The sequence below is a fragment of the Parazoarcus communis genome, assembly GCF_003111665.1.
GTDB classification, from domain to species: domain Bacteria; phylum Pseudomonadota; class Gammaproteobacteria; order Burkholderiales; family Rhodocyclaceae; genus Parazoarcus; species Parazoarcus communis_B.
The window spans coordinates 1085289-1106575 of sequence record NZ_CP022188.1; the positions used below are offsets into that span (position 1 = coordinate 1085289).

The following is a 21287-nucleotide window of genomic DNA, read 5'->3' on the forward strand; positions in this document are numbered from 1 at the left end:
CCATTCTATGTGAGCCGGGCCAGCACTACGCCGATTGTTCTGCAGCTGCGGACCGGAGATCGCCTTACTTTGCGGCGCCCAATTCCTTCAGGGTTTTGGCCAGCAGCGCGGCCTTGTCGATCTGCAGCGCAGCCGGCGCATCGGGCGGGCACAGGGTGGCGGGGTCGATACCGTCGCGGTCCTGTCCTGCATCGACCGCGCTTGGCAAGTCCTCGCGTGCCACATCGAGCGCGCGCATCAGGTGCCCCATCCCCGACAGGGTGCGAGCTTCGGCGGTCAGACCGTCGTAGCGCGCATTGGTATAGGCACGGCGGGCCTGAAAATACTCGTTTTCGGTATCGAGCAGGTCAAGCAGGGTGCGCTGACCGATGTCGAACTGGCGACGGTAGGCCTCGCGCGCTTTCTCGATCGACAGTTGATGCTGATCGAGATAACGCAACTGCTCCTGGATTCGCTGTACGTCGTTGTAGGCAATCGCCACCGTTTGCCGCAGATCGCGACACGCCTTGTCGCGCAGATCCTTGGCCTGGTTCAGCGATTCGGCAGCCTGCCGAATGCGGGCGTCATCCGACCCGCCGCGAAACAGGTTATAGGTCAGCACCAGTTCCACCACGCCATCGCGCGAACGCCCGTCAAGGTTGTCGAGGTTGCGGTCGACCGCCTGGCTGGCGCGCAGGTCCACCCGCGGGTGGTAGGCCGCACGGCGGGTTTCGATCGCAGCCTGGCCTGCACGCACATTCTCGACTGCGGCATTGAGCGAAGGGCTGGTGTTGAAGGCTTCACGCAAGGCATCACTGGCACTCGGCGGAATACCCTCAACGCCGAGTTTGTCGCCCATCGGTGGCAGAGCGTCGGCCGGCAATTCGCCCACCACGCGCTGATAGCGGCTGCTGACATCGTGCAGGTTGGACACTTCGGTCAGCAGGTTGGACTCTGCCAGCGCCAGACGCCCGGTCGCCTGCTCGAGATCCACCCGGCGGCCGACACCGGCCCCGGCGCGCTCTGCGATCTGGTCGTACACCAGCTTGTGTTCGACATAGTTCTGCTTTGCCAGCGCAACCAGGTCGCGATAGCGCTGCACGTCGGCATAGGCGCGTACCGCCTCGAGCGCAGCCGACTCGGAGGCGTCGATGATTTCGTAGTATCGGGCCAGACGGGCATAGCCGAGGCGGGATACCTCGCTGCGGGTATAGAAGCCGTCGTACACCATCTGGTTGAGCGACAGCGTGGCATTGCTATGCGTGTAGTGATCCGTCGAACTGCCCGGGCGCTTCTGGCTTTCACGGCCAATGCTGGTCGTCACATCAACCTGCGGCAGGTAGCCACCCCGCGCGGCATCCTGGTCGGCGCCCGCCGCACGAAACGCGTGCCAGCGTGCCTGAACCTCCGGATTGCTCACCACGGCCTTGCGCGCAGCATCACGCAGCGGCTCGGGCGCCGACGCAGCCGCTGCAACGGGCAGGCTCGCCAGGACCGCAAGTGAGACCAGGGTACGAATTCGTTTCATGGAAACTCCGACACTTCTGAATATTGAATGGTTGGCGCTTCGCACAGCCCAACTTGAGCAGAGAGAATCATATACGGGTTGACGCATCGCACAATGCGCATAATTCAACGAATGTTTGAAGAATCGGCGCTGAAAGCACCTTTCGAAAGGCTCTCAGCGCATTAGCATGGGCGGATTCCCCCCGAAAAAACCTGAATTGTCGCCGTCACAAGAACAGCACAAGACGTCCCGATTCCGGATAATGCAGGCACAAGCACTCCTTGAGCACCAATGCCCCTGTTCATCCGACTCCCGCTATCTGCCTGCCAGCCTCTGGGCAGATGCCGGCGTGCGGTGCAACGGACACTGCTCATGCTCACGGTCGCGATCGGTTTGTGCTCGGCGGCACCTGATCTCGATCACATGCAGACGCTTGCGCTGACCCGCTATGGCGCACAGGGCGGCGAGGCCGTCGCTGCGTGGCGCCGGATGATCAACGAAGCCCGGGAACTGGACGAAGCGGGCAAGCTTGCACGAGTGAACACCTTCTTCAACCGCCGGATCCGCTTCGAGGACGACATCGTTGTCTGGAAGCAATCGGACTACTGGGCCACACCGCTGGAGACACTCGGTCGCGACGCAGGCGACTGCGAGGATTTCTCGATCGCGAAGTACATGAGTCTGCGCCTGCTCGAGGTTCCTGCCGACAAGTTACGGCTTGTGTACGTGCGCGCCCGCATCGGCGCCGCCGACAGCACCATCACCCAGGCGCACATGGTGCTCAGCTATTTCGAAACACCCAGTGCCGAGCCGCTGGTGCTGGACAACCTGATTGGCGAGATCCGGCCAGCCGGCAGGCGCCCCGACCTGTTTCCGGTTTTCAGCTTCAACAACGAAGGGCTGTGGGTGGGCGGCACCAGCACCTCGTCCGCCGACCCCACTACCCGTCTGTCACGCTGGCGCGATGTACTCGAGCGCATGCGCAGCGAAGGCCTGAAATGAACACGTACCCGAAATTTCCCGGAGCACCCCGTCCATGTCCCTGATCAAGCAACTCTGGATCGCCATCGTCATGGTCACCCTGCTATCCCTTGGCGGCAGCCTGGTGGTGAGCACGCTGGCGGCAAAGCGCTACCTCGAACAGCAACTCAACGTGAAAAACGTCGACAACGCCACTGCGCTCGCACTGTCACTGTCGCAGATGCCGAAGGATCCGGTCACCGTCGAGCTGCAGGTTGCCGCGCAGTTCGATGCCGGACACTACCGCGTGATTCGCCTGGTCGGGCCCGACGGCAACATCCTGGTTGAACGCACTGCCGAGCCCCGTCTCGACGACGTCCCAGCCTGGTTCGTACGCCTCGCCGCGATCGAGGCCCACCCCGGTATGGCGCACGTGCAGGACGGCTGGCAGCAGTTCGCCACCCTGACGCTGGAAAGCCAGACCAGCTACGCCTACACCGAGCTGTGGCACAGCATTCGGCAGATGCTGTTGTGGTTCGCCATCATGGCGGCCGCAGCCGGCGTCGTTGGCAGTCTGCTGCTTGGTCGCATCACCGCGCCGCTGCGCAAGCTGGTGGGGCAGGCGGAGGCCATCGGCGAGCGCCGCTTCGTCACCACGCCCGAGCCCGCCACCGCCGAGTTGCGGGTCGTGGTGCGGGCAATGAATGCGCTCTCCGACCGCGTGCGTCTGATGCTGGTGGACGAAGCCCGGCGTCTCGAAATCCTGCGCAAGCAAACCCAGGAGGATGCCTTGACCGGACTGTTCGAGCGCCGGCAGTTCCTCAACGTCCTCGGTGCGCAGCTCGTCGACCATGATGCACCGACCGGCGGCGCACTGCTGATCGCACGCGTGGGCGATCTCTCCGACCTGAATCGCACCCGCGGCCGCGAATTCGCCGACGCCCTGCTGCGCGCGCTTGCAGATGCCATCCGCAGCCAGATCGGCGAGCAGCCGACATGGATCGCAGGGCGCCTGAACGGGACCGACCTTGCCGTTCTGGCCCCTGGCGTCGCCTATCTTCCGCTATGGACCGAAGGCCTCGTCAAAGCCCTGCACGAGGTGGCTGAAAAACACGCATCGGGGGGTGACAACGCAGCCATCGCCCTGCCCATCGCAGCCGCCCTGTATTCTCCAGGCGAAGCACTGCCGACGGTGCTGACACGCACCGATACGGCGCTGGCCGAAGCCGAACTGGCTGGCGGGCGGGCGGTTCAGCTCGACGCCTGGGTGCGCCTGACGCAGCCTCAGCGCGACCAGTCGCAATGGCATCAGCTCATTTCCAGAGCGCTCGATCAGCATGAACTCCGCCTTGAAACCTACCCGGTACGGGATGGCAATGGCGCACTGTTGCACGTCGAGGCGCCGCTGCGCTTGCGGCTCGATGGCGAGTGGCGCGGCGTCGCCTATTTCATGCAATGGGCGGTACGCCTCGAACTGATGGGGCACATCGACGCCGCGGTGGTAAGGGCTGCACTCGAACTCATTCGCAGCACCGGTCAGGCCGTCGCGGTCAACATCTCGTCCCATGCCATCCGCAACGCCGGCTTCCTGGCCGATCTGCTGCATCAACTGGAGATGGCGCCCAACGAGGCGCCGCTGCTGTGGATGGAGGTCCCGGAACAGGACGCTGCACGCAATCAGGCCGAGTTCCGCACCTTCTGTCTCGCCCTCAAGCCGCTGGCGTGCAAGCTCGGCCTGGAGCATGCCGGCCCGAACTTCAACGCGCTTGGCGACCTGCATGACCTTGGCCTCGACTACCTCAAGGTCGACGCTTCACTGCTGCGCGACCTGGACGGCAACAGCGGCAATCAGGCCTTCGCCCGCAGTCTGTGCATGCTGGCGCACGCTCTGGGCCTGACCGTGATCGCAGAAGGTGTTGATCACCCTGAAGCCGTCACGATGCTGAGCGATGTGGGCTTTGATGCCATGACCGGCCCCGGCATCCGCTGAGAACGGAAAAAGGGGGGCGAGCCCAAAGGCCCGTCCCCCTGCGGGTTCAGATCAAGCCACCATCGTCCCCGTTGCCCAGCAGATTCAGTCCGCTGCGCATCGAGGCGCGCAAGGACTTGCGCTCCATGAGCTTCGCCTGCGCCTGTTCGGGCAAGTCGGTGAAGCGGATGACATCACGCTCGATCAACAGATCGACGATATCTTCCAGCACCCGGACCAGTCTCAGGTCGGATGCCGTCAGGGTGGCATCGCTCGCCTCCCCCTGCCCAAAAGCCAGCAGCTCCGGCTCGCCATCCTCAACCCACTCGCTGATCGCGCCATCAGCCTCAAGGCTGGCAGACACGATGCGTCCCGCTTCATCACGCCTTACGAACACGCATCCATCCTCCGGAAAAAGACTGCTGCATCATTTGTCGATCAGAAGCTGATTATTGGTGATGAGCTGATTAATGATGTCATGACTGCTCAGCGCACTGTCGAAGGTCACATTCTCCAGCACGATGGTCTGATCCTCCGCGCCCGCCGAGTACCCTCCCGCAAAACCGCCACTGCTGCTGACATGCAGCACGGTATTGCCAGAAACCTGCTCGACACTCAGGAAGTTGTCGATCGTTGCACTGCTTTCGTCCTTAAGCAGATCGGCCAGATCCAGACGGTCGGCGGTGCCGGTACCGTCATAGATGCCGACGGTAAAGTCACCAACGGTGTCCACCGCGGGGTTCCCTGCCGTGCCGCCATCGTTGAGCTTCCAGACGAAGGTGTCGGCGCCGAGATCGCCAAGCAGACTGTCATTGCCCGCACCACCCCGCAAGGAGTCATTGCCGGAACCGCCCGACAACAGATCGTCGCCCGCGGCACCCACAAGCTCGCTGCCCGGCGCCACAGTGTCTGCGGTCCCAACGATGATCGTGAAGCTCTTTACCGACAGCGCGGTGTCGCCGTTGGGCTCGACCGAACTGGCGCTCACTTGCAGCGCGAAATCCGTGGATGATCCGCTCGGCGGCGTAACCGTCAGCGTCGATGTATCCCAGCCTGCAAGGCTGAGCACAGCGTCTGCAGACGAGGATGAGTATTCGTTTCCGCTGCCATCGCGCAAAACCGAACCTGCAGGAATGCCGCTCATGCTCAGGCTCGACAAGGCTTCGGAGTTATCCTGGTCCTGCGCGAGCACGGAGATGTCGATCGGATAGCGCGTCTCCAGCACTGGCTGTGTGGTACCCACGTAGGTGAGCCCGGTGATGAAATAGTCGCTCCCGTCCCCGGTTTCGACGCCCGGCCCTTGTGCATAACCGCTTTGAGCCTTGAACACGACGGTGTCGAACGTCCCGCCGCCAGAAACAGACATCGTCACCGAACCCGTGTTCTTGTTGGCAGCAGCAACGAACGTCCCGCTCGCGACCAGTACGCCATTGCTGTACAGCTCGTAAATTCCCTGCTCCGACCGGCCTGCAACACCGTTGTCTTTCTCATACAGATTCGAGAATGACGCCGTGGCACTGGTCAGCGCATAGTCGAACTTGAAAACAAGCTGCTCGGACGTGTCATGCTCATAGCTGTATCCGATCTGCGTCACGGAACCGGGGTGTGTCCCTGTCGCACCGATCTTTCCCCCCCCAACATAGACGTTCGAAGCGGATACGGACGTCAGCTGCCCGGTCAACGGGTCAACGTTTGCAGCGCCAACCGTCACGCCCGACGTCGAGAACAAGTTCGAACTCGTCAGTGCGCCACTCACTGGTGTACCTTGCGAAACGGTAACCTGTACCGGACTTCCAAGCGCGACCGTGAACGATGCTGCATCGGCGATCGGCTCAATATCGATCGACAGGCTCTTTTCGGCACCGAGATCGCTGCCGTCGGTTGGCTTGAACGAGAAGCGCGCGTAATCAGCCTCTTTGTTACCAACTCCAGTCCCGCCAAAGACGTCGCTGCCCGACTCATCAGCGGCAGGGACGAAGCGCAGGCTACCGCTTGCAATATCGGCCTGCGAAATCGTCTGATTCAGCGTCACATCCTGCCAACTGCCACCCGAGAAGACCTGCAGCACTCCATCTTCAGGCAACACAGTGACCTGAATGCCAAGCGATGCCAGATCTGAATCAGCATCCGTGACGTTGAAGTCGGCCCAGGAGAATACGTAAGCCGTATCCTCGACGCCGAATACCGCGCCATCGGTCGCTGTCGGCGCGGCGTTGACCGGGGTGACCGTAATCACGCCCGTGGCCGGGGTGCCGTCTTCCAGACCCTGGTCATCGACCGAGGCGTAGGTGAAGTTCGTCTCGCCGTTCCAGTTCGCGTTCGGCACGAAGGTGACCGTGGCACCGTTGGCGGTGGCTGGGATCTCGGTGCCCACGGCGACCGGGTTGCCGTTGAGCAGCAGCGTGCCGTTGAGCGGTAGCGTCTTGATCACGAAGTGATCCACCGTGCCGTCAACGTCGCTACCGGACAGGCTGACCGGGATCGAGGCGGCGTCTTCTGCGCCGCTCGCGCTGGTCGCCGCGGTGTCCGGGGCGTCGTTGACCGGGCTCACCGTCACCGTGGCGGTGGCCGGGGTGCCGTCTTCCAGACCCTGGTCATCGACCGAGGCGTAGGTGAAGTTCGTCTCGCCATTCCAGTTGGCGTTCGGCACGAAGGTGACCGTGGCGCCATTGGCGGTGGCTGGGATCTCGGTGCCCACGGCGACCGGGTTGCCGTTGAGCAGCAGCGTGCCGTTGAGCGGCAGCGTCTTGATCACGAAGTGATCGACTGTGCCGTCCGGATCCGAGCCCGACAGGCTGACCGGGATCGCAGCGGCATCCTCTGCGCCGCTCGCGCTGGTCGTAGTGGTTTCGGGGGCGTCGTTGACCGGGCTCACCGTCACCGTGGCGGTGGCCGGGGTACTGTCTTCCAGACCAAGGTCATCGACCGAGGCGTAGGTGAAGTTCGTCTCGCCATTCCAGTTGGCGTTCGGCACGAAGGTGACCGTGGCGCCATTGGCGGTGGCTGGGATCTCGGTGCCCACGGCGACCGGGTTGCCGTTGAGCAGCAGCGTGCCGTTGAGCGGCAGCGTCTTGATCACGAAGTGATCGACTGTGCCGTCCGGATCCGAGCCCGACAGGCTGACCGGGATCGAAGCGGCATCCTCTGCGCCGCTCGCGCTGGTCGCGGCGGTTTCGGGGGCATCGTTGACCGGGCTCACCGTCACCGTGGCGGTGGCCGGGGTGCTGTCTTCCAGACCCAGGTCATCGACCGAGGCGTAGGTGAAGTTCGTCTCACCGTTCCAGTTCGCGTTCGGCACGAAGGTGACCGTGGCGCCGTTGGCGGTGGCTGGGATCTCGGTGCCCACGGCGACCGGGTTGCCGTTGAGCAGCAGCGTGCCGTTGAGCGGCAGCGTCTTGATCACGAAGTGATCCACCGTGCCGTCAACGTCGCTACCGGACAGGCTGACCGGGATCGAAGCGGCATCCTCTGCGCCGCTCGCGCTGGTCGCGGCGGTTTCGGGGGCATCGTTGACCGGGCTCACCGTCACCGTGGCGGTGGCCGGGGTGCTGTCTTCCAGACCCAGGTCATCGACCGAGGCGTAGGTGAAGTTCGTCTCACCGTTCCAGTTCGCGTTCGGCACGAAGGTGACCGTGGCGCCGTTGGCGGTGGCCGGGATCTCGGTGCCCACGGCGACCGGGTTGCCGTTGAGCAGCAGCGTGCCGTTGAGCGGCAGCGTCTTGATCACGAAGTGATCCACCGTGCCGTCAACGTCGCTACCGGACAGGCTGACCGGGATCGAAGCGGCATCCTCTGCGCCGCTCGCGCTGGTCGCGGCGGTTTCGGGGGCATCGTTGACCGGGCTCACCGTCACCGTGGCGGTGGCCGGGGTGCTGTCTTCCAGACCCAGGTCATCGACCGAGGCGTAGGTGAAGTTCGTCTCACCGTTCCAGTTCGCGTTCGGCACGAAGGTGACCGTGGCGCCGTTGGCGGTGGCCGGGATCTCGGTGCCCACGGCGACCGGGTTGCCGTTGAGCAGCAGCGTGCCGTTGAGCGGCAAGGTCCTGATCACGAAGTGATCCACCGTGCCGTCAACGTCGCTACCGGACAGGCTGACCGGGATCGAGGCGGCGTCCTCTGCGCCGCTCGCGCTGGTCGCGGCGGTTTCGGGGGCATCGTTGACCGGGCTCACCGTCACCGTGGCGGTGGCCGGGGTGCTGTCTTCCAGACCCTGGTCATCGACCGAGGCGTAGGTGAAGTTCGTCTCGCCGTTCCAGTTCGCGTTCGGCACGAAGGTGACCGTGGCACCGTTGGCGGTGGCTGGGATCTCGGTGCCCACGGCGACCGGGTTGCCGTTGAGCAGCAGCGTGCCGTTGAGCGGCAGCGTCTTGATCACGAAGTGATCCACCGTGCCGTCAACGTCGCTACCGGACAGGCTGACCGGGATCGAGGCGGCGTCTTCTGCACCGCTCGCACTGGTCGCCGCCGTGTCGGGGGCGTCGTTGACCGGGGTAACCGTGATCTCGGCCAGGGCCGGGGTGCTGTCTTCCAGGCCGTCGTTATCCACCGCGGCGTAGGTGAAGCTGGTATCGCCGTTCCAGTTCGCAGTCGGCACAAAGGTGATCGCGGCCGCGTTGCCGCTGGCAGGGATCTGGGTCGTGCCATCGATCGGCACACCGTTGAGCAACAGGGTCCCGTTGGCCGGCGGTGTCTTGATCACGAAGTAATCCACCGTGCCATCCACGTCACTGCCCGACAGGCTCACCGGGATCGACGTCGCATCTTCCGCGCCGCTGGCACTGGTCGCAGCCGTGTCGGGGGCGTCGTTGACCGGGGTAACCGTGATCTCGGCCAGGGCCGGGGTGCTGTCTTCCAGGCCGTCGTTATCCACCGCGGCGTAGGTGAAGCTGGTGTCGCCGCTCCAGTTCGCAGTCGGCACAAAGGTGATCGCGGCCGCGTTGCCGCTGGCAGGGATCTGGGTCGTGCCATCGATCGGCACACCGTTGAGCAACAGGGTCCCGTTGGCCGGCGGTGTCTTGATCACGAAGTAATCCACCGTGCCATCCACGTCACTGCCCGACAGGCTCACCGGGATGCCCGCCGCGTCTTCCGCGCCGCTGGCGCTGGTGGCCGCCGTGTCGGGGGCGTCGTTGACCGGGGTAACCGTGATCTCGGCCAGGGCCGGGGTGCTGTCTTCCAGGCCTTCGTTATCCACCGCGGCGTAGGTGAAGCTGGTGTCGCCGCTCCAGTTCGCAGTCGGCACAAAGGTGATCGCGGCCGCGTTGCCGCTGGCAGGGATCTGGGTCGTGCCATCGATCGGCACACCGTTGAGCAACAGGGTCCCGTTGGCCGGCGGTGTCTTGATCACGAAGTAATCCACCGTGCCATCCACGTCACTGCCCGACAGGCTCACCGGGATGCCCGCCGCGTCTTCCGCGCCGCTGGCGCTGGTGGCCGCCGTGTCGGGGGCGTCGTTGACCGGGGTAACCGTGATCTCGGCCAGGGCCGGGGTGCTGTCTTCCAGGCCGTCGTTATCCACCGCGGCGTAGGTGAAGCTGGTATCGCCGTTCCAGTTCGCAGTCGGCACAAAGGTGATCGCGGCCGCGTTGCCGCTGGCAGGGATCTGGGTCGTGCCATCGATCGGCACACCGTTGAGCAACAGGGTCCCGTTGGCCGGCGGTGTCTTGATCACGAAGTAATCCACCGTGCCATCCACGTCACTGCCCGACAGGCTCACCGGGATGCCCGCCGCGTCTTCCGCGCCGCTGGCGCTGGTGGCCGCCGTGTCGGGGGCAGCATTGACAGGTGTGCCCGTAACCGGCGTCTCAGTCTCAGCCGTCGTCGTCACCGCCTGCGCTTCATCGGTTTCGTCTCCGGTAGCGCGCAGTTCAGGCGGCACAACTGCAGTCGATGCTTCGAATTCGAACTCGATCGGATCGACACCTTCGGTAATCCGCAGCAGACGTACGAAGTCATTGCCGTCACCACCGCCACCACCGGTCAGGCCGGCGGCCGGATCCTCGAGCACGTCGTCGAGGTTGGTGCCGTCGTTGAGGGCCTGGATGACCTGCTGGATGGTGCCGTCAGCCAGTTGCGCTTCATTGGCCTGCGGACGGGTGGACTCGGAAAGGTCGGCTGAGATCAGGACGGCCTGGTCTTCACCGACCGGAACGATGCTGCCGTCGGCAACCACCAGGAGCTCGGCGCGAGCACCGGCTGCGGTCACGAGGGTCTCGCCTTCGAGCAGGGCGTCGCCAACCTTGAGCAGGCGGAGATTGCCCGCCTGGTCCCTGGCCTCTGCCTTGCCGGTGATACTGACGACGGTTGCGACTGCCTTTGCGCTTGCCATGTTCTGCTCTCCTGATCTGCTGCCCCGTGCGCCAAAGCTGCGCATCGGGAAACGGGTTCGATGGCAGACACCTTATCGGGCTGCGTTCCCCGCCTCTATTGGACCAGTGGACAAGCCGTGACTTAGCTCACGCTCAGGGGGCAAGCGCGCCTGCGTGGCTGGACATCTTCAACGCAAGTTGCATGCGATCGCGCACCGCAAGCTTCTCGAAGATGGCTGACAGATGGGCCTTGACCGTGCGCTCCGTGATGGCGAGCGCTGCAGCGACTTCCTTGTTGGTGAGCCCGCGCGCGACAGCGAGCGCGACCTCGCGCTCGCGCTCGGTCAGACACGCCAGGGCTTGCTCCGAAGACAGGTCTGTCGCGGCCCCGCCTGCGTTGGTGGCACGAATCGCCCGCGCCATGAGCTCGGGCCCCACCCACAGGCCGCCGTGAAGCACGACAACCGCCACCTCGCGCAGCATCGCAGGCGTGGCAAAGGCATGGCAGTAGCCCCGGGCACCGGCTTCCAGGGCCTGCAGGCCCTCGGCCTGGTCAGGGGTGCCCGAGATCACGACGCTGCGGATGCCTGCATCGCCCCGTTGTTGTACCAGCTGTTCGCGCCAGCCGGGCACGCGGGTGCTGACCCACAGAATGCTGGAATCGTCGTGAATATGACCCACGGGCACGGCGGCCACCGCGACAGCCTCCGGAAACGCCTCCTGCCAGCGCGGCAGAAGCTGACGATCCGGGCTCAGAAAGAAATGCTTTGTCATCGTTCCGTCAAGGCATTGGCCTTGGCCCTGATTACGGGCTTGATCAGATAGGAAAGTACCGTCTTCTTGCCGGTAAGGATGTCGACCTCGGCCACCATGCCGGGAATGATTGGCAGGTTTTCACCGAGGCTGCTCTTGAGCGTGCGCACGCGAACGATGTAGAAGGCATTGCCCTTGTCGTCGGTCACGCTATCGGCCGAGATCTGCTCCACGACGGCATCGAGACCGCCGTAAATCGCAAAGTCATAAGCAGTGAACTTGACCACCGCATTCTGGCCGGGACGCAGGAATGCAATGTCCTTGGGCGTAATCTTGGCCTCGAGGATCAGCGCATCGTCGAGCGGAACGATCTCGACCACTTCCTTGCCCGGTTGCACGACGCCGCCGACGGTACTCACCAGCAGACGTTTCACGGTTCCGCGCACCGGCGAACGAATTTCGGCGTGCTTGACCCTGTCTTCCAGCGCGCGACTGCCTTCGGACAGGCTGCCGAGCTTGTTCATGGTGTCCGAGAGTTCGTTGCGCAACTGGTTGCGGAAATTGAGTTCAACCTCCTGGATCTTGCCGTTCGCCTCATTGATTGCCGACTGAATGCGCAGGATCTGCGACGAAGCCTGATCGCGCTCGCCACGCAGGCGGGAGACGTCGCGGCGCAGGCGCAGCAGATCGACTTCGGACACTGCACCGGACGCCAGCAGCGGCTCGGTGACAGTCAGCTCCTGCTGTACCAGATCAAAGGAGCGGCCAGCCTGCTCGCGCCGCGAACGCACTTCATTGAGTTCCTGCTCGCGCTGGTTGAGTTGCTGACGCGCAATCGACAGCTGCGCCTCCATCTCGGCGCGGGTCGAATCGTACAAACGGCGCTCATGGGCAACGATATCCGGCACCTCACGTTCGGCCTCTGGCGGAACCGTCATCGCCGTGCCGGAGGTGAGCGCCTTCAACCGCGCAGCCTTGACCTGCAGGGCGAAGTACTGCGCGCGGTTTTCCAGCAGGGAAGACACGAAGCGTGTCGGATCGATACGCAGCAGCAGGTCGCCGGCGTTGACGATCTGCCCCTCGCGCACCGGCATCTCTTCGACGACGCCGCCGTCGACGGTTTGAATGACCTGCAACTGGGACGACGGCACGACCTTGGCCTCGCCACGGGTGACCTCGTCGATGGGCGCAAAGGCGGCCCACACAAGGAGGATGAGCACCACGGCCGCCACACCACGCAACAGCATGCGCGCACGCAGGGGCTCCTGCTGCAGGCGGGCCCAGTCGGCGTCACCCGCCCAGTCGAGCTTGTCTTCACGCTCGGGCGGCGCAAACCGGCCGAACAGGCGTTCGGAGAACGGTCGCGCGCGCTTGTCCACCTGCGCCGACACCTTGCCGATGCCCTTGAACGCACGTTCCTGGACGCCGCCGCCCCCGGCTTTGTTGTCACTCATCACAAGGCCCTCCCGATCCGGCCCTGACGCAAGGCCTCCACCACCTGGGCCTTGGGTCCGTCAGCCACCACCTTGCCGGCATCAATGACGATGATGCGATCTGCGAGGTCGAGCAGGGAGGTGCGATGGGTGATCACGATCATGCTACGGCCTTCGGCATACTTGCGCAGCTGGCCCTTCACCGCCTCCTCGCTGGAGTGATCCATCGAAGCAGTCGGCTCGTCGAGCAACAGCATGGGGGGATCGCTGATGACCGCGCGTGCAATCGCCACGCCCTGACGCTGACCGCCCGAGAGCGACTCGCCGCGCTCGCCCACCAGCATGTCAAAACCACGCGGATGCGCATTGGCGTATTCGAGCACGCCGGAAATCTGTGCTGCGCGCAGGATGGCCGCGTCATCTGCCAGCGGCGCCGACAGCGCGATGTTGTCACGCAGCGAGCCGTAGAACAGCGTCACATCCTGCGGCACGTAGCCGATATTGCGGCGCAGTTCGGCCGGATCGAGCTGGCGCAGGTCGATGCCATCCACCAGCACCGCCCCCGAGGTGGGCTGGTAGAGGCCTAGAATGAGCTTTTCCAGCGTGGTCTTGCCGGAGCCGATACGTCCCAGGATGGCCACATGCTCGCCGGGCTTGATCCGCAGCGAGACGTTGCGCAGAGCCAGGGTGTCCTCGCCGGGATAGGAAAAGCTTACGTCGCGGAACTCGATATCGCCCTTGAGCCCCTGACGGCTGACGAAGCTGGTGTCCTCGGGGCGCTCGACCGGGCGCTGCATCAGCTCATCGAGCGAGTGCAGCGCAGTGGCAGCAGTGTGATACTGCACAAGCAGTCCCGCCACTTGGCTGATCGGCGACATCGCGCGCGAAGACAGCATGTAGCAGGCAATCAGGCCGCCCATGGTCAGCAGGCGTTCGTCGATGAGATACACGCCGATCAGGATGATGGCCACACTCACCGACTGCTGAACCCACAGCGCACCATTGGTCGTGGTGGCCGACAGCAGACGCAACTGGGCGCCGACGCGGGCCAGCAGCGCAGCACTGCTCTCCCATTTGCGCTGGATCGCCGATTCGCCGCCCAGCGCCTTGATCGTCTCGATCCCGACCAGCCCCTCGATCAGCGTGGCATTGCGCTGAGCACCGGCACGGTAGGTGGTTTCAGACAACTCGTGCATCCGCCCCTGCACCGTCATTGCGTACACCAGCAGCACAACGACGCCGATGGCGAAGGGGATCAGCAACTGCCAGCTGATCCAGCCGATCACCGCCAGGAACAGCAGGGCAAAGGGAAGGTCGATGAACGCCACCACCGTGGCCGAACTGATGAAATCGCGTACCGACTCGAACGCGCGCAGGTTGGCCGCGAACGAGCCCGCAGACGTGGGCCGCGCCTCCATGCGCAGGCCAAGGACCCGCTCCATGATGAAACTGGACAGGCGCACGTCGATGCGACTGCCGGCAAGATCGACGAAATGCCCGCGCATCGTGCGCAGCACCAGGTCTGCCGTTACCACGACGAAGACACCGATGGACAAGGCCCACAGCGTGTCCGTGGCGTGATTGGGCACGACCCTGTCGTACACGTTCATCACGAACAGCGGCATCGCCACGGCAAACACGTTGATCATGAACGCCGCCAGCAACACGTCGCGGTACAGCGCCCGGTTCTCGGCAATCACGCTCCAGAACCAGTGACCCTCGCGCGTCTTGCGCACGCCGGGTGCACGGGCATCGAAGCGGAAACCGGGGCGCAGATAGATGGCATGGCCGGCATAGCGGGCGGCAAGCTCGGCCGCCGACATGGTGACGGTGGTTTCGCCGAGTTCGGGAAAGACGACCTCGACTTCGCTGCGATCCGCCGACCAGGCCGCAAGCACGCAGGCACGCTCGTCGTCGAGCAGGAGAATGGCCGGGAGCAGCGCCGGATTGATCCGGTCCAGCGTGCAACTGACGATACGCCCATGCAGTCCGGCGCGACGGGCCGCACGCGGCACCAGCGAGGGCGTGAGTTTGCCGTTCTCGAGCGGCAGGCCGGACAGCAGTGCATCCGGCGTCAGGGCGGCGCCATGTCCGCGCGAAACCAGCAACAGACAGCCCAGCAGGGCATCGTCAATCAGACGCGGGTCCGTCGCCCCCGCAGCGTCGTCTGCCCCTGCTTGCGTATCCGTCATCGGCGTCGCGCCGGCGCCACCTTGTCTTGAATCGGTCACGCATTCCCCAAATTAGGCATTGATCAATGGACCGATTTTAGACAGGATTGGCGACGGATAACCGGATACTTGAATAACACCGGCAAAAACCACACGAAAAAACCGGGAATTTGGGTCAAATGACGTGCCAACGTGCTTGCCGCCACGTTTCGCACGCCGCAGAATGTCCGCTCTCACCCACCGCCGGGCTGATCACGGGGAAGGACGATGAGCGAGCAACGCCGGCAGTACTCCCGAATTCGCTTCAGCAGCGGCGCCCGCCTGCTCGTTGCCGACCGCGAACTAAACTGTGCCGTGCTCGACCTCTCCCTCAGAGGCGCATTGCTGACATTCGACGGAAACCTGCCCGCTCTCCGGCTGGACGAGCGCTGCCTGCTCGAAATCACGCTCGGCGACACGCGCACCGTCATCCGCATGGAAGGCAATCTGGCACACGCCGAGGGCCGCCATCTTGGCCTGACATGCCGCGAGATCGACCTCGACAGTATCACCCATCTGCGCCGCCTGCTCGCCCTCAATCTTGGCGATGCGGACTTGCTGAACCGCGAGTTAGCTGCACTCGTGGCCGGTGCCTAGCCCGACCCTGCCGTACTACTTGGGCATCGGCTCCTTGTATTCTTCGACCGTGATGGCGCGCAACTGGTAACCCGCGTTACCCAGATCCGACTCGAAGCGGGCGACGTTCAGCACCCCATTCACCCACACCGGCAACATGTCGAGCTTGGCGCTCACCGGCTTGTCAGGCATCACATGGATCAACTGGTTGGCCGGCGGCGGTGGCACATGTACACAGGCGCCAAAGTAAGGAACGAGCAGAAACTCGCGGATGGTCTTGCCGTCTGTTTCCAGCGGCACGATAAAGCCGGGGATGCGAATGCGCTCGCCGTTGAAGCGCTGCACCAGCGGAGCACGATCCCATTCCTCGCGGATCTTCTGCATCACCTCGGCTGCGCGCGGATCGTTGTCCTGCAGATCGTTGAGCTTGAGATCAAGAAAGAACTTCTCCGGATTCCAGTCGGCCGGGATGAGGTCGTCCCAGCTGATCTCACGAAAACGCCCGGCCCCTGCCTTGCCCGTCTGGCCGAGCCGTTGCCCGACCTGGTAGCCATCCTGGCCCGCCTTCTGCGCCAGCACCGGCAGCGGGGCAAGCACAAGCGTGCCCACCACTGCGGCAATCACCCACTTCATGGAATTCATATTCAGATCCTGATCGTCATGCCATCGGCCAGCGAATAGCGATAGGCCCGCACACCCGGCACCACGCTTGCCAGCACACTGGCGGCCAGCACGGCCCCCAGCAAACTCAATTCCGCCGTCGACGGCCAGCTGATGCCGACATGCAGCCCGTATTCTGCCGCGAGCCAGGGTGACAGCGCAGCAGTGCCGACATTGACCACGACCAGGCCAATGAAGATCCCGGCCAGGGCCAGCGACATGCTTTCGAGCATCAGCAGCGCCAGGATCTGCCGTGGCCCGGCACCCAGGGCGCGCAGGATGGCCAGCTCGCGCCGGCGCTCGCCCAGGCTGGCGACCATGACCGCAACAAGCCCGGCGAGTCCGACCACGACCACCAGCGCGGACACGGCGAGCAAGGCCTGCTCGGCCACGCTGACCAGCGACCACAGCTCCTGCAAGGTCGCACCGGGCAGGATCGCCGTCAGCGGCTCGGCCGCAAAAGCGTTGATCTGGCGCTGCACCCTGAAAACCGTCACCCGATTCTTGAGACCGATCAGCGCAGCGGTAACCGTCTTCGGCGCAATGTCGAACTTGCGCACCTGCTCGGGTGCAATGTGCACGCCGGGGATCGGTGCGCCGGCCTGCCAGTCGACATGAATGGCTTCGACGCCCTCCAGGCTCACCAGCACCGAACGATCCACCGGCGTGCCGCTGCGCTTGAGCACGCCAACGATGGTGAAGGGCTTGTCGGCGTGATCGGAAAAGCTCACCCCGCCCCCACTGCCGTGGCTGAGCACGATGCGCTGGCCCTCGGCATAGCCAAAGCGCGCGGCCACCTCCGCACCCACCACCGCCTCGAAGATCCCGTCGGGCGCCACAGCAAACGAACGGCCCGCCGCGAAGGCGATGGTTTCATCCTGCGCGTAGCGATAGCGCTCGAAAAAGGCTGGCGTGGTGCCGAGCACACGAAAGCCGCGATGCGAGTCACCGAGCGAGACCGGCACCACCCAGTCCACCTGCGGCAAGGCCGTGATCTGCTGCAGGCTTTGCCACGACATGTTGTTGGTGGCATTGCCCATGTGAAACACCGAGTACAGCAGCAATTGCACCGGCCCGCCACGTGCGCCGACGATGAGGTCGGTGCCGGAAATGGTGCGGGCAAATCCCTCGCGGGCGTCGTGTCGAACGCGCTCGACCCCGATCAGCATTGCCACCGACAGCGCCACCGCGATCACCGTCAGCGCGACCGACAGACGCCGGTTGGCGATGCTGCGCCAGCCCAGATGCCAGATCGGACTCATGACCCGGCTCCTGCGCCAGCAGCATGATTGATGTCCGCAAGATTCAGCACCCGATCGAACCGTGCCGACAGGCGCGGATCGTGGCTGACGAAAAGCAGCGCCGCCCCGCTGGCAGCGCACTCGCCCTGCAGCAGATCGAGAAATGCGGCCTGACGGTCTGCGTCGAGCGCAGACGTGGGCTCATCGGCGACCACCAGACCCGGCCCGCCGATCAGGGCGCGCGCCGCAGCCACCCGCTGCTGCTGGCCCACCGAGAGTTCGGACGCGCGGCGCGCAAGCAGCTCGGGCGGCAGGTCAAGGTGTTCGGCCAGGCGCAGCACCTCTTCGTCCGGCGTGCATCCGGCGCGCTGCAGGCGCTCGCGCCGGGCAGCAGAAAAGCGGCAGGGCAGCAGAATGTTGTCGCGGGCCGACAGATAGGGCAGCAGGTTGAAGAGCTGGAAGATGAAACCGATGTGATCCGCGCGAAAACGGTCGCGGGCCGACGATGACAGCGCGCCGAGCACCTGCCCTGCCACCGAGATGTATCCCGCGGTCGGCGCAAGCACGCCGCCGATCAGCGCCAGCAGGGTGCTTTTTCCGCTGCCGCTCGGTCCCTGCAAAAACACCCGCTCACCCGCCCCAAGTTCGAAACGGTCTATGGCAAGACAGTCCGCGCCGGCGCTCGGCCAGCGCAGACGCAGATCGCGCAGTTCGACCGCGGCCGCGCTCACAATGAAAGCATGCGCTGCTTCGGTGTCAGCTTCGCCGCCACCTGACCACGGGGCGAAGCACGCTCGGCCCGAATCTCCCGAATGCGGGGAAACTGCTCGAACAGTCTGACCTCCAGCCCGGTGAGCGCGCTTGGCGTCGCACATTGCAAGGTGTGGACGACGCTCATCTCGGCATGACCACTGTCGTTGCCGGCGGATGACTCGGCGAAGGGCTGTTCGAGTTCGGTCCTGAGCACCGCGCATGCTGCTTTCGCGGGCAGGGTCACGATGCGTTCGACGCCCTTCAGAATCACCTCTGCCTGCGCCAGTGCCATACGCTCGGCATCGGAGCGTGGCGCATGTTCAAAACCGACCAGATTGTCGAGCGGGCTCTCGAACTCGATCTGCAGGGTGTTGCCGGCAATCGCCACCCGCAGTTCTGCCACACCATGCTCGTGAGGCAGGTGCTGCGCAAAGGCGGTGCTCGCGCTGAGCAACATGGCCAGCGCGACAGTACGTTGTTTCATGAAATCTCCATCAGGCGTGAATGCAGGGCGGTCGAAAAATGAGGTGCAATCGACCGGGCGCGCTAATGCTACAATGTTGCAATACCGATCGCAAACAGCAACAAGCGCATGCGCACTTCATCAAACGCACCGACCTCTCCGCAGCCAGAGCACGCCGCACGTGAGCTGATCACCCGCCACGGCGGCCGCGTCACCCGCACCCGGGTTGCGGTCGTCAAAGCGCTGCAGGACAGCGCCCAGCCACTGTCGCACGAGGAGCTGGGCGCCGCACTGGCCGCAATCGACATCCCGCACGACCGCGTCACGCTGTATCGCGCCCTCGACTGGCTGGTCGAACAAGGCATCGCTCGGCGCATTGCCGGCAGTGATCGTGCCTGGCGCTTCGAGATGGTGCGCCCGCACAGTCATCGCCATGCGCACTTCCACTGCGACCGCTGTGGCCAGGTGATCTGCCTTGAAGGCCTTCAGCCTTCTCCGAGCGTCAACCTGCCCGACGGCTTTCAGCTCGACCGTGCAGAGCTCGTGCTGCACGGCGCATGTGCCACCTGTGGCCTTCATGGCCTTGCACCCGAAACGACCGACGAAGACTGAGCGCAGCTCAACACTCCGCCTCCGCTATCAAACATTTCCAGGCGTGCGTCAGCGATGCACCCACCGACATGGCCCATTCACACTCTCACTCGCATGCTCACTCGGCGTCCCGCCACCCACCGCGCATCAGCCCGCTCGGCAGCAGCCTCGGGCTGCGTCTCGGCATCGCTGCCGCCGCCACCGCGCTGCTGTGGCTGGCCGTCCTTTGGGCAGTGAACTGACATGCACGCTTCCATGCCAGCCCTGATCCGCTTCGAGAACCTGACCCTTGGCTACGAGCGCCACCCGGCCATTCACCACCTGAGCGCAGACATCCCCGCGGGTGCGCTGGTCGCCGTCGTCGGCCCCAACGGCGCGGGTAAATCCACCCTGCTCAAGGGCCTCGCAGGCGAGCTGCGCCCGATCGGCGGCCACATCCACCTGCCCGATCTGCCCCGCGGTGGCATTGCCTACATGCCCCAGCGCAGCGAGATGGATCACAGCTTTCCGGTATCGGTGTTCGACATGGTGGCGATGGGGCTGTGGCGCGAGATCGGCCCCTTCGGCGGCCTCAGCCGTGCCCAGCGTCACCGGGTGGAGAATGCCATCGAGGCCGTCAGCCTGTCCGGATTCGAAGCACGCCAGATTGGCTCGCTGTCTGGCGGACAGCTGCAGCGCGCGCGCTTTGCCCGCCTGATCCTGCAGGACGCACCGATCATCCTGCTCGACGAGCCTTTCGCCGCGATCGACGCACGTACCGTTGAAGACCTGGTTCACCTGATCCTGCACTGGCATGCCGAAGGCCGCACCGTACTCACCGTGGTGCATGACTTCGAGCAGGTACGGCGGCACTTCTCCACCTGCCTGCTGCTGGCTCGCGAGCTCGTCGCCTTTGGTCCGACCACACAGGTCATGACCGACGCCTTGCTCGCCCGCGCCCGTCATCTGTCAGAAGCCTTCGACGACAACGCGCCCGAGTGCCATGTGGCGGAGGCCGCATGAGCCTTAACGAACTGCTCTTTGCGCCCTTTGCGGACTTCGGCTTCATGCGCCGCGCGCTTGCCGGCTGCCTCGCGCTGTCGCTCGGCGCCACGCCGGTGGGGGTGTTCCTGCTGTTGCGGCGGATGAGCCTGATGGGCGATGCGATGAGCCACGCCATCCTGCCCGGTGCGGCGCTCGGCTACCTGGCCTTCGGCCTGTCGCTCGGCGCGATGACCATCGGCGGCATCCTGGCCGGCCTGGTCGTGGTTTTCGCTGCCGGACTCGTCACCCGTGCCTCGGTGCTCAAGGAAGACGCCAGCCTCGCGGCCTTCTATCTGCTGTCGCTGGCCGCGGGCGTAATGATCGTGTCGCTGCGCGGGCGCAATCTCGACCTCCTGCATGTGCTGTTCGGCTCGGTGCTGGCACTGGACGACCAGTCGCTGCTGCTGATCGCCAGCATCACCAGCCTCACCCTGTTCGGTCTCGCACTGCTGTTCCGGCCCCTGGTGCTGGAGTGTTTCGACCCCTCATTCCTGCGCGCGGTCAGCCGCCTGTCGCCGGTCGCGCACTACGGCTTTCTGCTGCTGGTGGTGTTCAACCTGGTCAGCGGCTTCCATGCGCTGGGCACGCTGATGGCGGTCGGCATCATGATCCTGCCCTCTGCTGCCGCCCGGCTATGGACACGCAATCTGCCGGCGATGCTGCTGTTCGCCAGCCTGTCCGCGCTTGCCAGCAGCATCGCCGGGCTGCTGTTCTCCTTCCATGCCGACGTTCCGGCCGGCCCGGCCATCGTGCTGATGTGCGGTCTGGTCTATTTTGGCTCGCTGCTTGCCGCGCCCGGCGGTCTGCTGGCCGGACGCCTGCCCATCCGAAAACACCTCGAATCCTGAACCCCTCGGAGTC

At 64.6% G+C, this 21287-nt stretch carries 17 protein-coding genes; 7 read left to right on the forward strand and 10 right to left on the reverse strand.

The features are described from left to right. Positions 1-64: 64 nt before the first annotated feature. Positions 65-1507: a TolC family outer membrane protein gene (locus CEW87_RS05070; protein ID WP_108971726.1), complete on the reverse strand. Its 1443-nt coding sequence runs from the start codon at positions 1505-1507 to the stop codon at positions 65-67. 351 nt (positions 1508-1858) lie between these two features. Between CEW87_RS05070 and CEW87_RS05075 the strand changes: the two genes are divergently transcribed. Next, the gene (locus CEW87_RS05075) at positions 1859-2488 is read left to right on the forward strand and encodes a transglutaminase-like cysteine peptidase (protein WP_234421675.1); all 630 of its coding nucleotides are present in this window, start codon (positions 1859-1861) and stop codon (positions 2486-2488) included. Between the two features lie 34 nt (positions 2489-2522). Next, positions 2523-4436 (forward strand): LapD/MoxY N-terminal periplasmic domain-containing protein, encoded by a 1914-nt coding sequence (locus CEW87_RS05080; RefSeq protein ID WP_108971727.1) that lies wholly within the window; start codon positions 2523-2525, stop codon positions 4434-4436. Positions 4437-4482: 46 nt separating this feature from the next. Here the strand turns inward: CEW87_RS05080 and CEW87_RS05085 are convergent, their stop codons facing one another. The 5 genes from CEW87_RS05085 to CEW87_RS05105 form a co-directional block, all read right to left on the reverse strand. Beyond that, a complete protein-coding gene (locus CEW87_RS05085) occupies positions 4483-4812 on the reverse strand; it encodes a tryptophan synthase subunit beta like protein (RefSeq protein WP_108971728.1) in 330 nt (109 codons plus the stop codon). 30 nt (positions 4813-4842) lie between these two features. After that, positions 4843-10743: a retention module-containing protein gene (locus CEW87_RS05090; protein WP_159098083.1), complete on the reverse strand. Its 5901-nt coding sequence runs from the start codon at positions 10741-10743 to the stop codon at positions 4843-4845. 133 nt (positions 10744-10876) lie between these two features. Beyond that, positions 10877-11497: a response regulator transcription factor gene (locus CEW87_RS05095; protein ID WP_108971730.1), complete on the reverse strand. Its 621-nt coding sequence runs from the start codon at positions 11495-11497 to the stop codon at positions 10877-10879. Beyond that, complete coding sequence (locus CEW87_RS05100) at positions 11494-12930, reverse strand: HlyD family type I secretion periplasmic adaptor subunit (protein WP_108971731.1); 1437 nt, start codon at positions 12928-12930, stop codon at positions 11494-11496. Before CEW87_RS05100 ends, CEW87_RS05095 begins: the two co-directional genes overlap by 4 nt. Next, positions 12930-15101, reverse strand: coding sequence for a type I secretion system permease/ATPase (locus CEW87_RS05105; RefSeq protein ID WP_108971732.1), 2172 nt, complete (start codon positions 15099-15101; stop codon positions 12930-12932). Before CEW87_RS05105 ends, CEW87_RS05100 begins: the two co-directional genes overlap by 1 nt. A 246-nt stretch (positions 15102-15347) precedes the next feature. On the opposite strand from CEW87_RS05105, the gene CEW87_RS05110 reads away from it, so the two are divergent. Next, positions 15348-15716 carry a PilZ domain-containing protein gene (locus CEW87_RS05110; protein WP_108971733.1) on the forward strand — a complete coding sequence of 123 codons (369 nt, stop codon included), beginning with the start codon at positions 15348-15350 and terminating at the stop codon, positions 15714-15716. Between the two features lie 15 nt (positions 15717-15731). On the opposite strand, the gene CEW87_RS05115 is transcribed toward CEW87_RS05110, so the two are convergent. Genes CEW87_RS05115 through CEW87_RS05130 form a run of 4 tightly spaced genes read right to left on the reverse strand, consistent with a single transcriptional unit; the run spans position 15732 to position 18833 of the window. Further along, positions 15732-16337 carry a DUF3299 domain-containing protein gene (locus CEW87_RS05115; RefSeq protein ID WP_108971734.1) on the reverse strand — a complete coding sequence of 202 codons (606 nt, stop codon included), beginning with the start codon at positions 16335-16337 and terminating at the stop codon, positions 15732-15734. A 2-nt stretch (positions 16338-16339) separates the two neighbouring features. Further along, positions 16340-17617, reverse strand: coding sequence for an ABC transporter permease (locus tag CEW87_RS05120; protein WP_108971735.1), 1278 nt, complete (start codon positions 17615-17617; stop codon positions 16340-16342). Continuing rightward, positions 17614-18327 carry an ABC transporter ATP-binding protein gene (locus CEW87_RS05125; RefSeq protein ID WP_108971736.1) on the reverse strand — a complete coding sequence of 238 codons (714 nt, stop codon included), beginning with the start codon at positions 18325-18327 and terminating at the stop codon, positions 17614-17616. The genes CEW87_RS05120 and CEW87_RS05125 overlap by 4 nt, the downstream gene beginning before the upstream one ends. After that, a complete protein-coding gene (locus CEW87_RS05130) occupies positions 18324-18833 on the reverse strand; it encodes a DUF2796 domain-containing protein (protein WP_108971737.1) in 510 nt (169 codons plus the stop codon). The genes CEW87_RS05125 and CEW87_RS05130 overlap by 4 nt, the downstream gene beginning before the upstream one ends. Positions 18834-18941: 108 nt before the next feature. On the opposite strand from CEW87_RS05130, the gene CEW87_RS05135 reads away from it, so the two are divergent. From CEW87_RS05135 to CEW87_RS05145, 4 genes are all read left to right on the forward strand, one after another. Then, positions 18942-19424: a Fur family transcriptional regulator gene (locus tag CEW87_RS05135; protein WP_108971738.1), complete on the forward strand. Its 483-nt coding sequence runs from the start codon at positions 18942-18944 to the stop codon at positions 19422-19424. 68 nt (positions 19425-19492) lie between these two features. Further along, a complete protein-coding gene (locus tag CEW87_RS22330; RefSeq protein WP_159098084.1) occupies positions 19493-19645 on the forward strand; it encodes a hypothetical protein in 153 nt (50 codons plus the stop codon). 1 nt (position 19646) lies between these two features. Beyond that, a complete protein-coding gene (locus CEW87_RS05140; RefSeq protein ID WP_108971739.1) occupies positions 19647-20405 on the forward strand; it encodes a metal ABC transporter ATP-binding protein in 759 nt (252 codons plus the stop codon). Beyond that, a complete protein-coding gene (locus CEW87_RS05145; protein ID WP_108971740.1) occupies positions 20402-21274 on the forward strand; it encodes a metal ABC transporter permease in 873 nt (290 codons plus the stop codon). Before CEW87_RS05140 ends, CEW87_RS05145 begins: the two co-directional genes overlap by 4 nt. Positions 21275-21287: the final 13 nt, after the last annotated feature.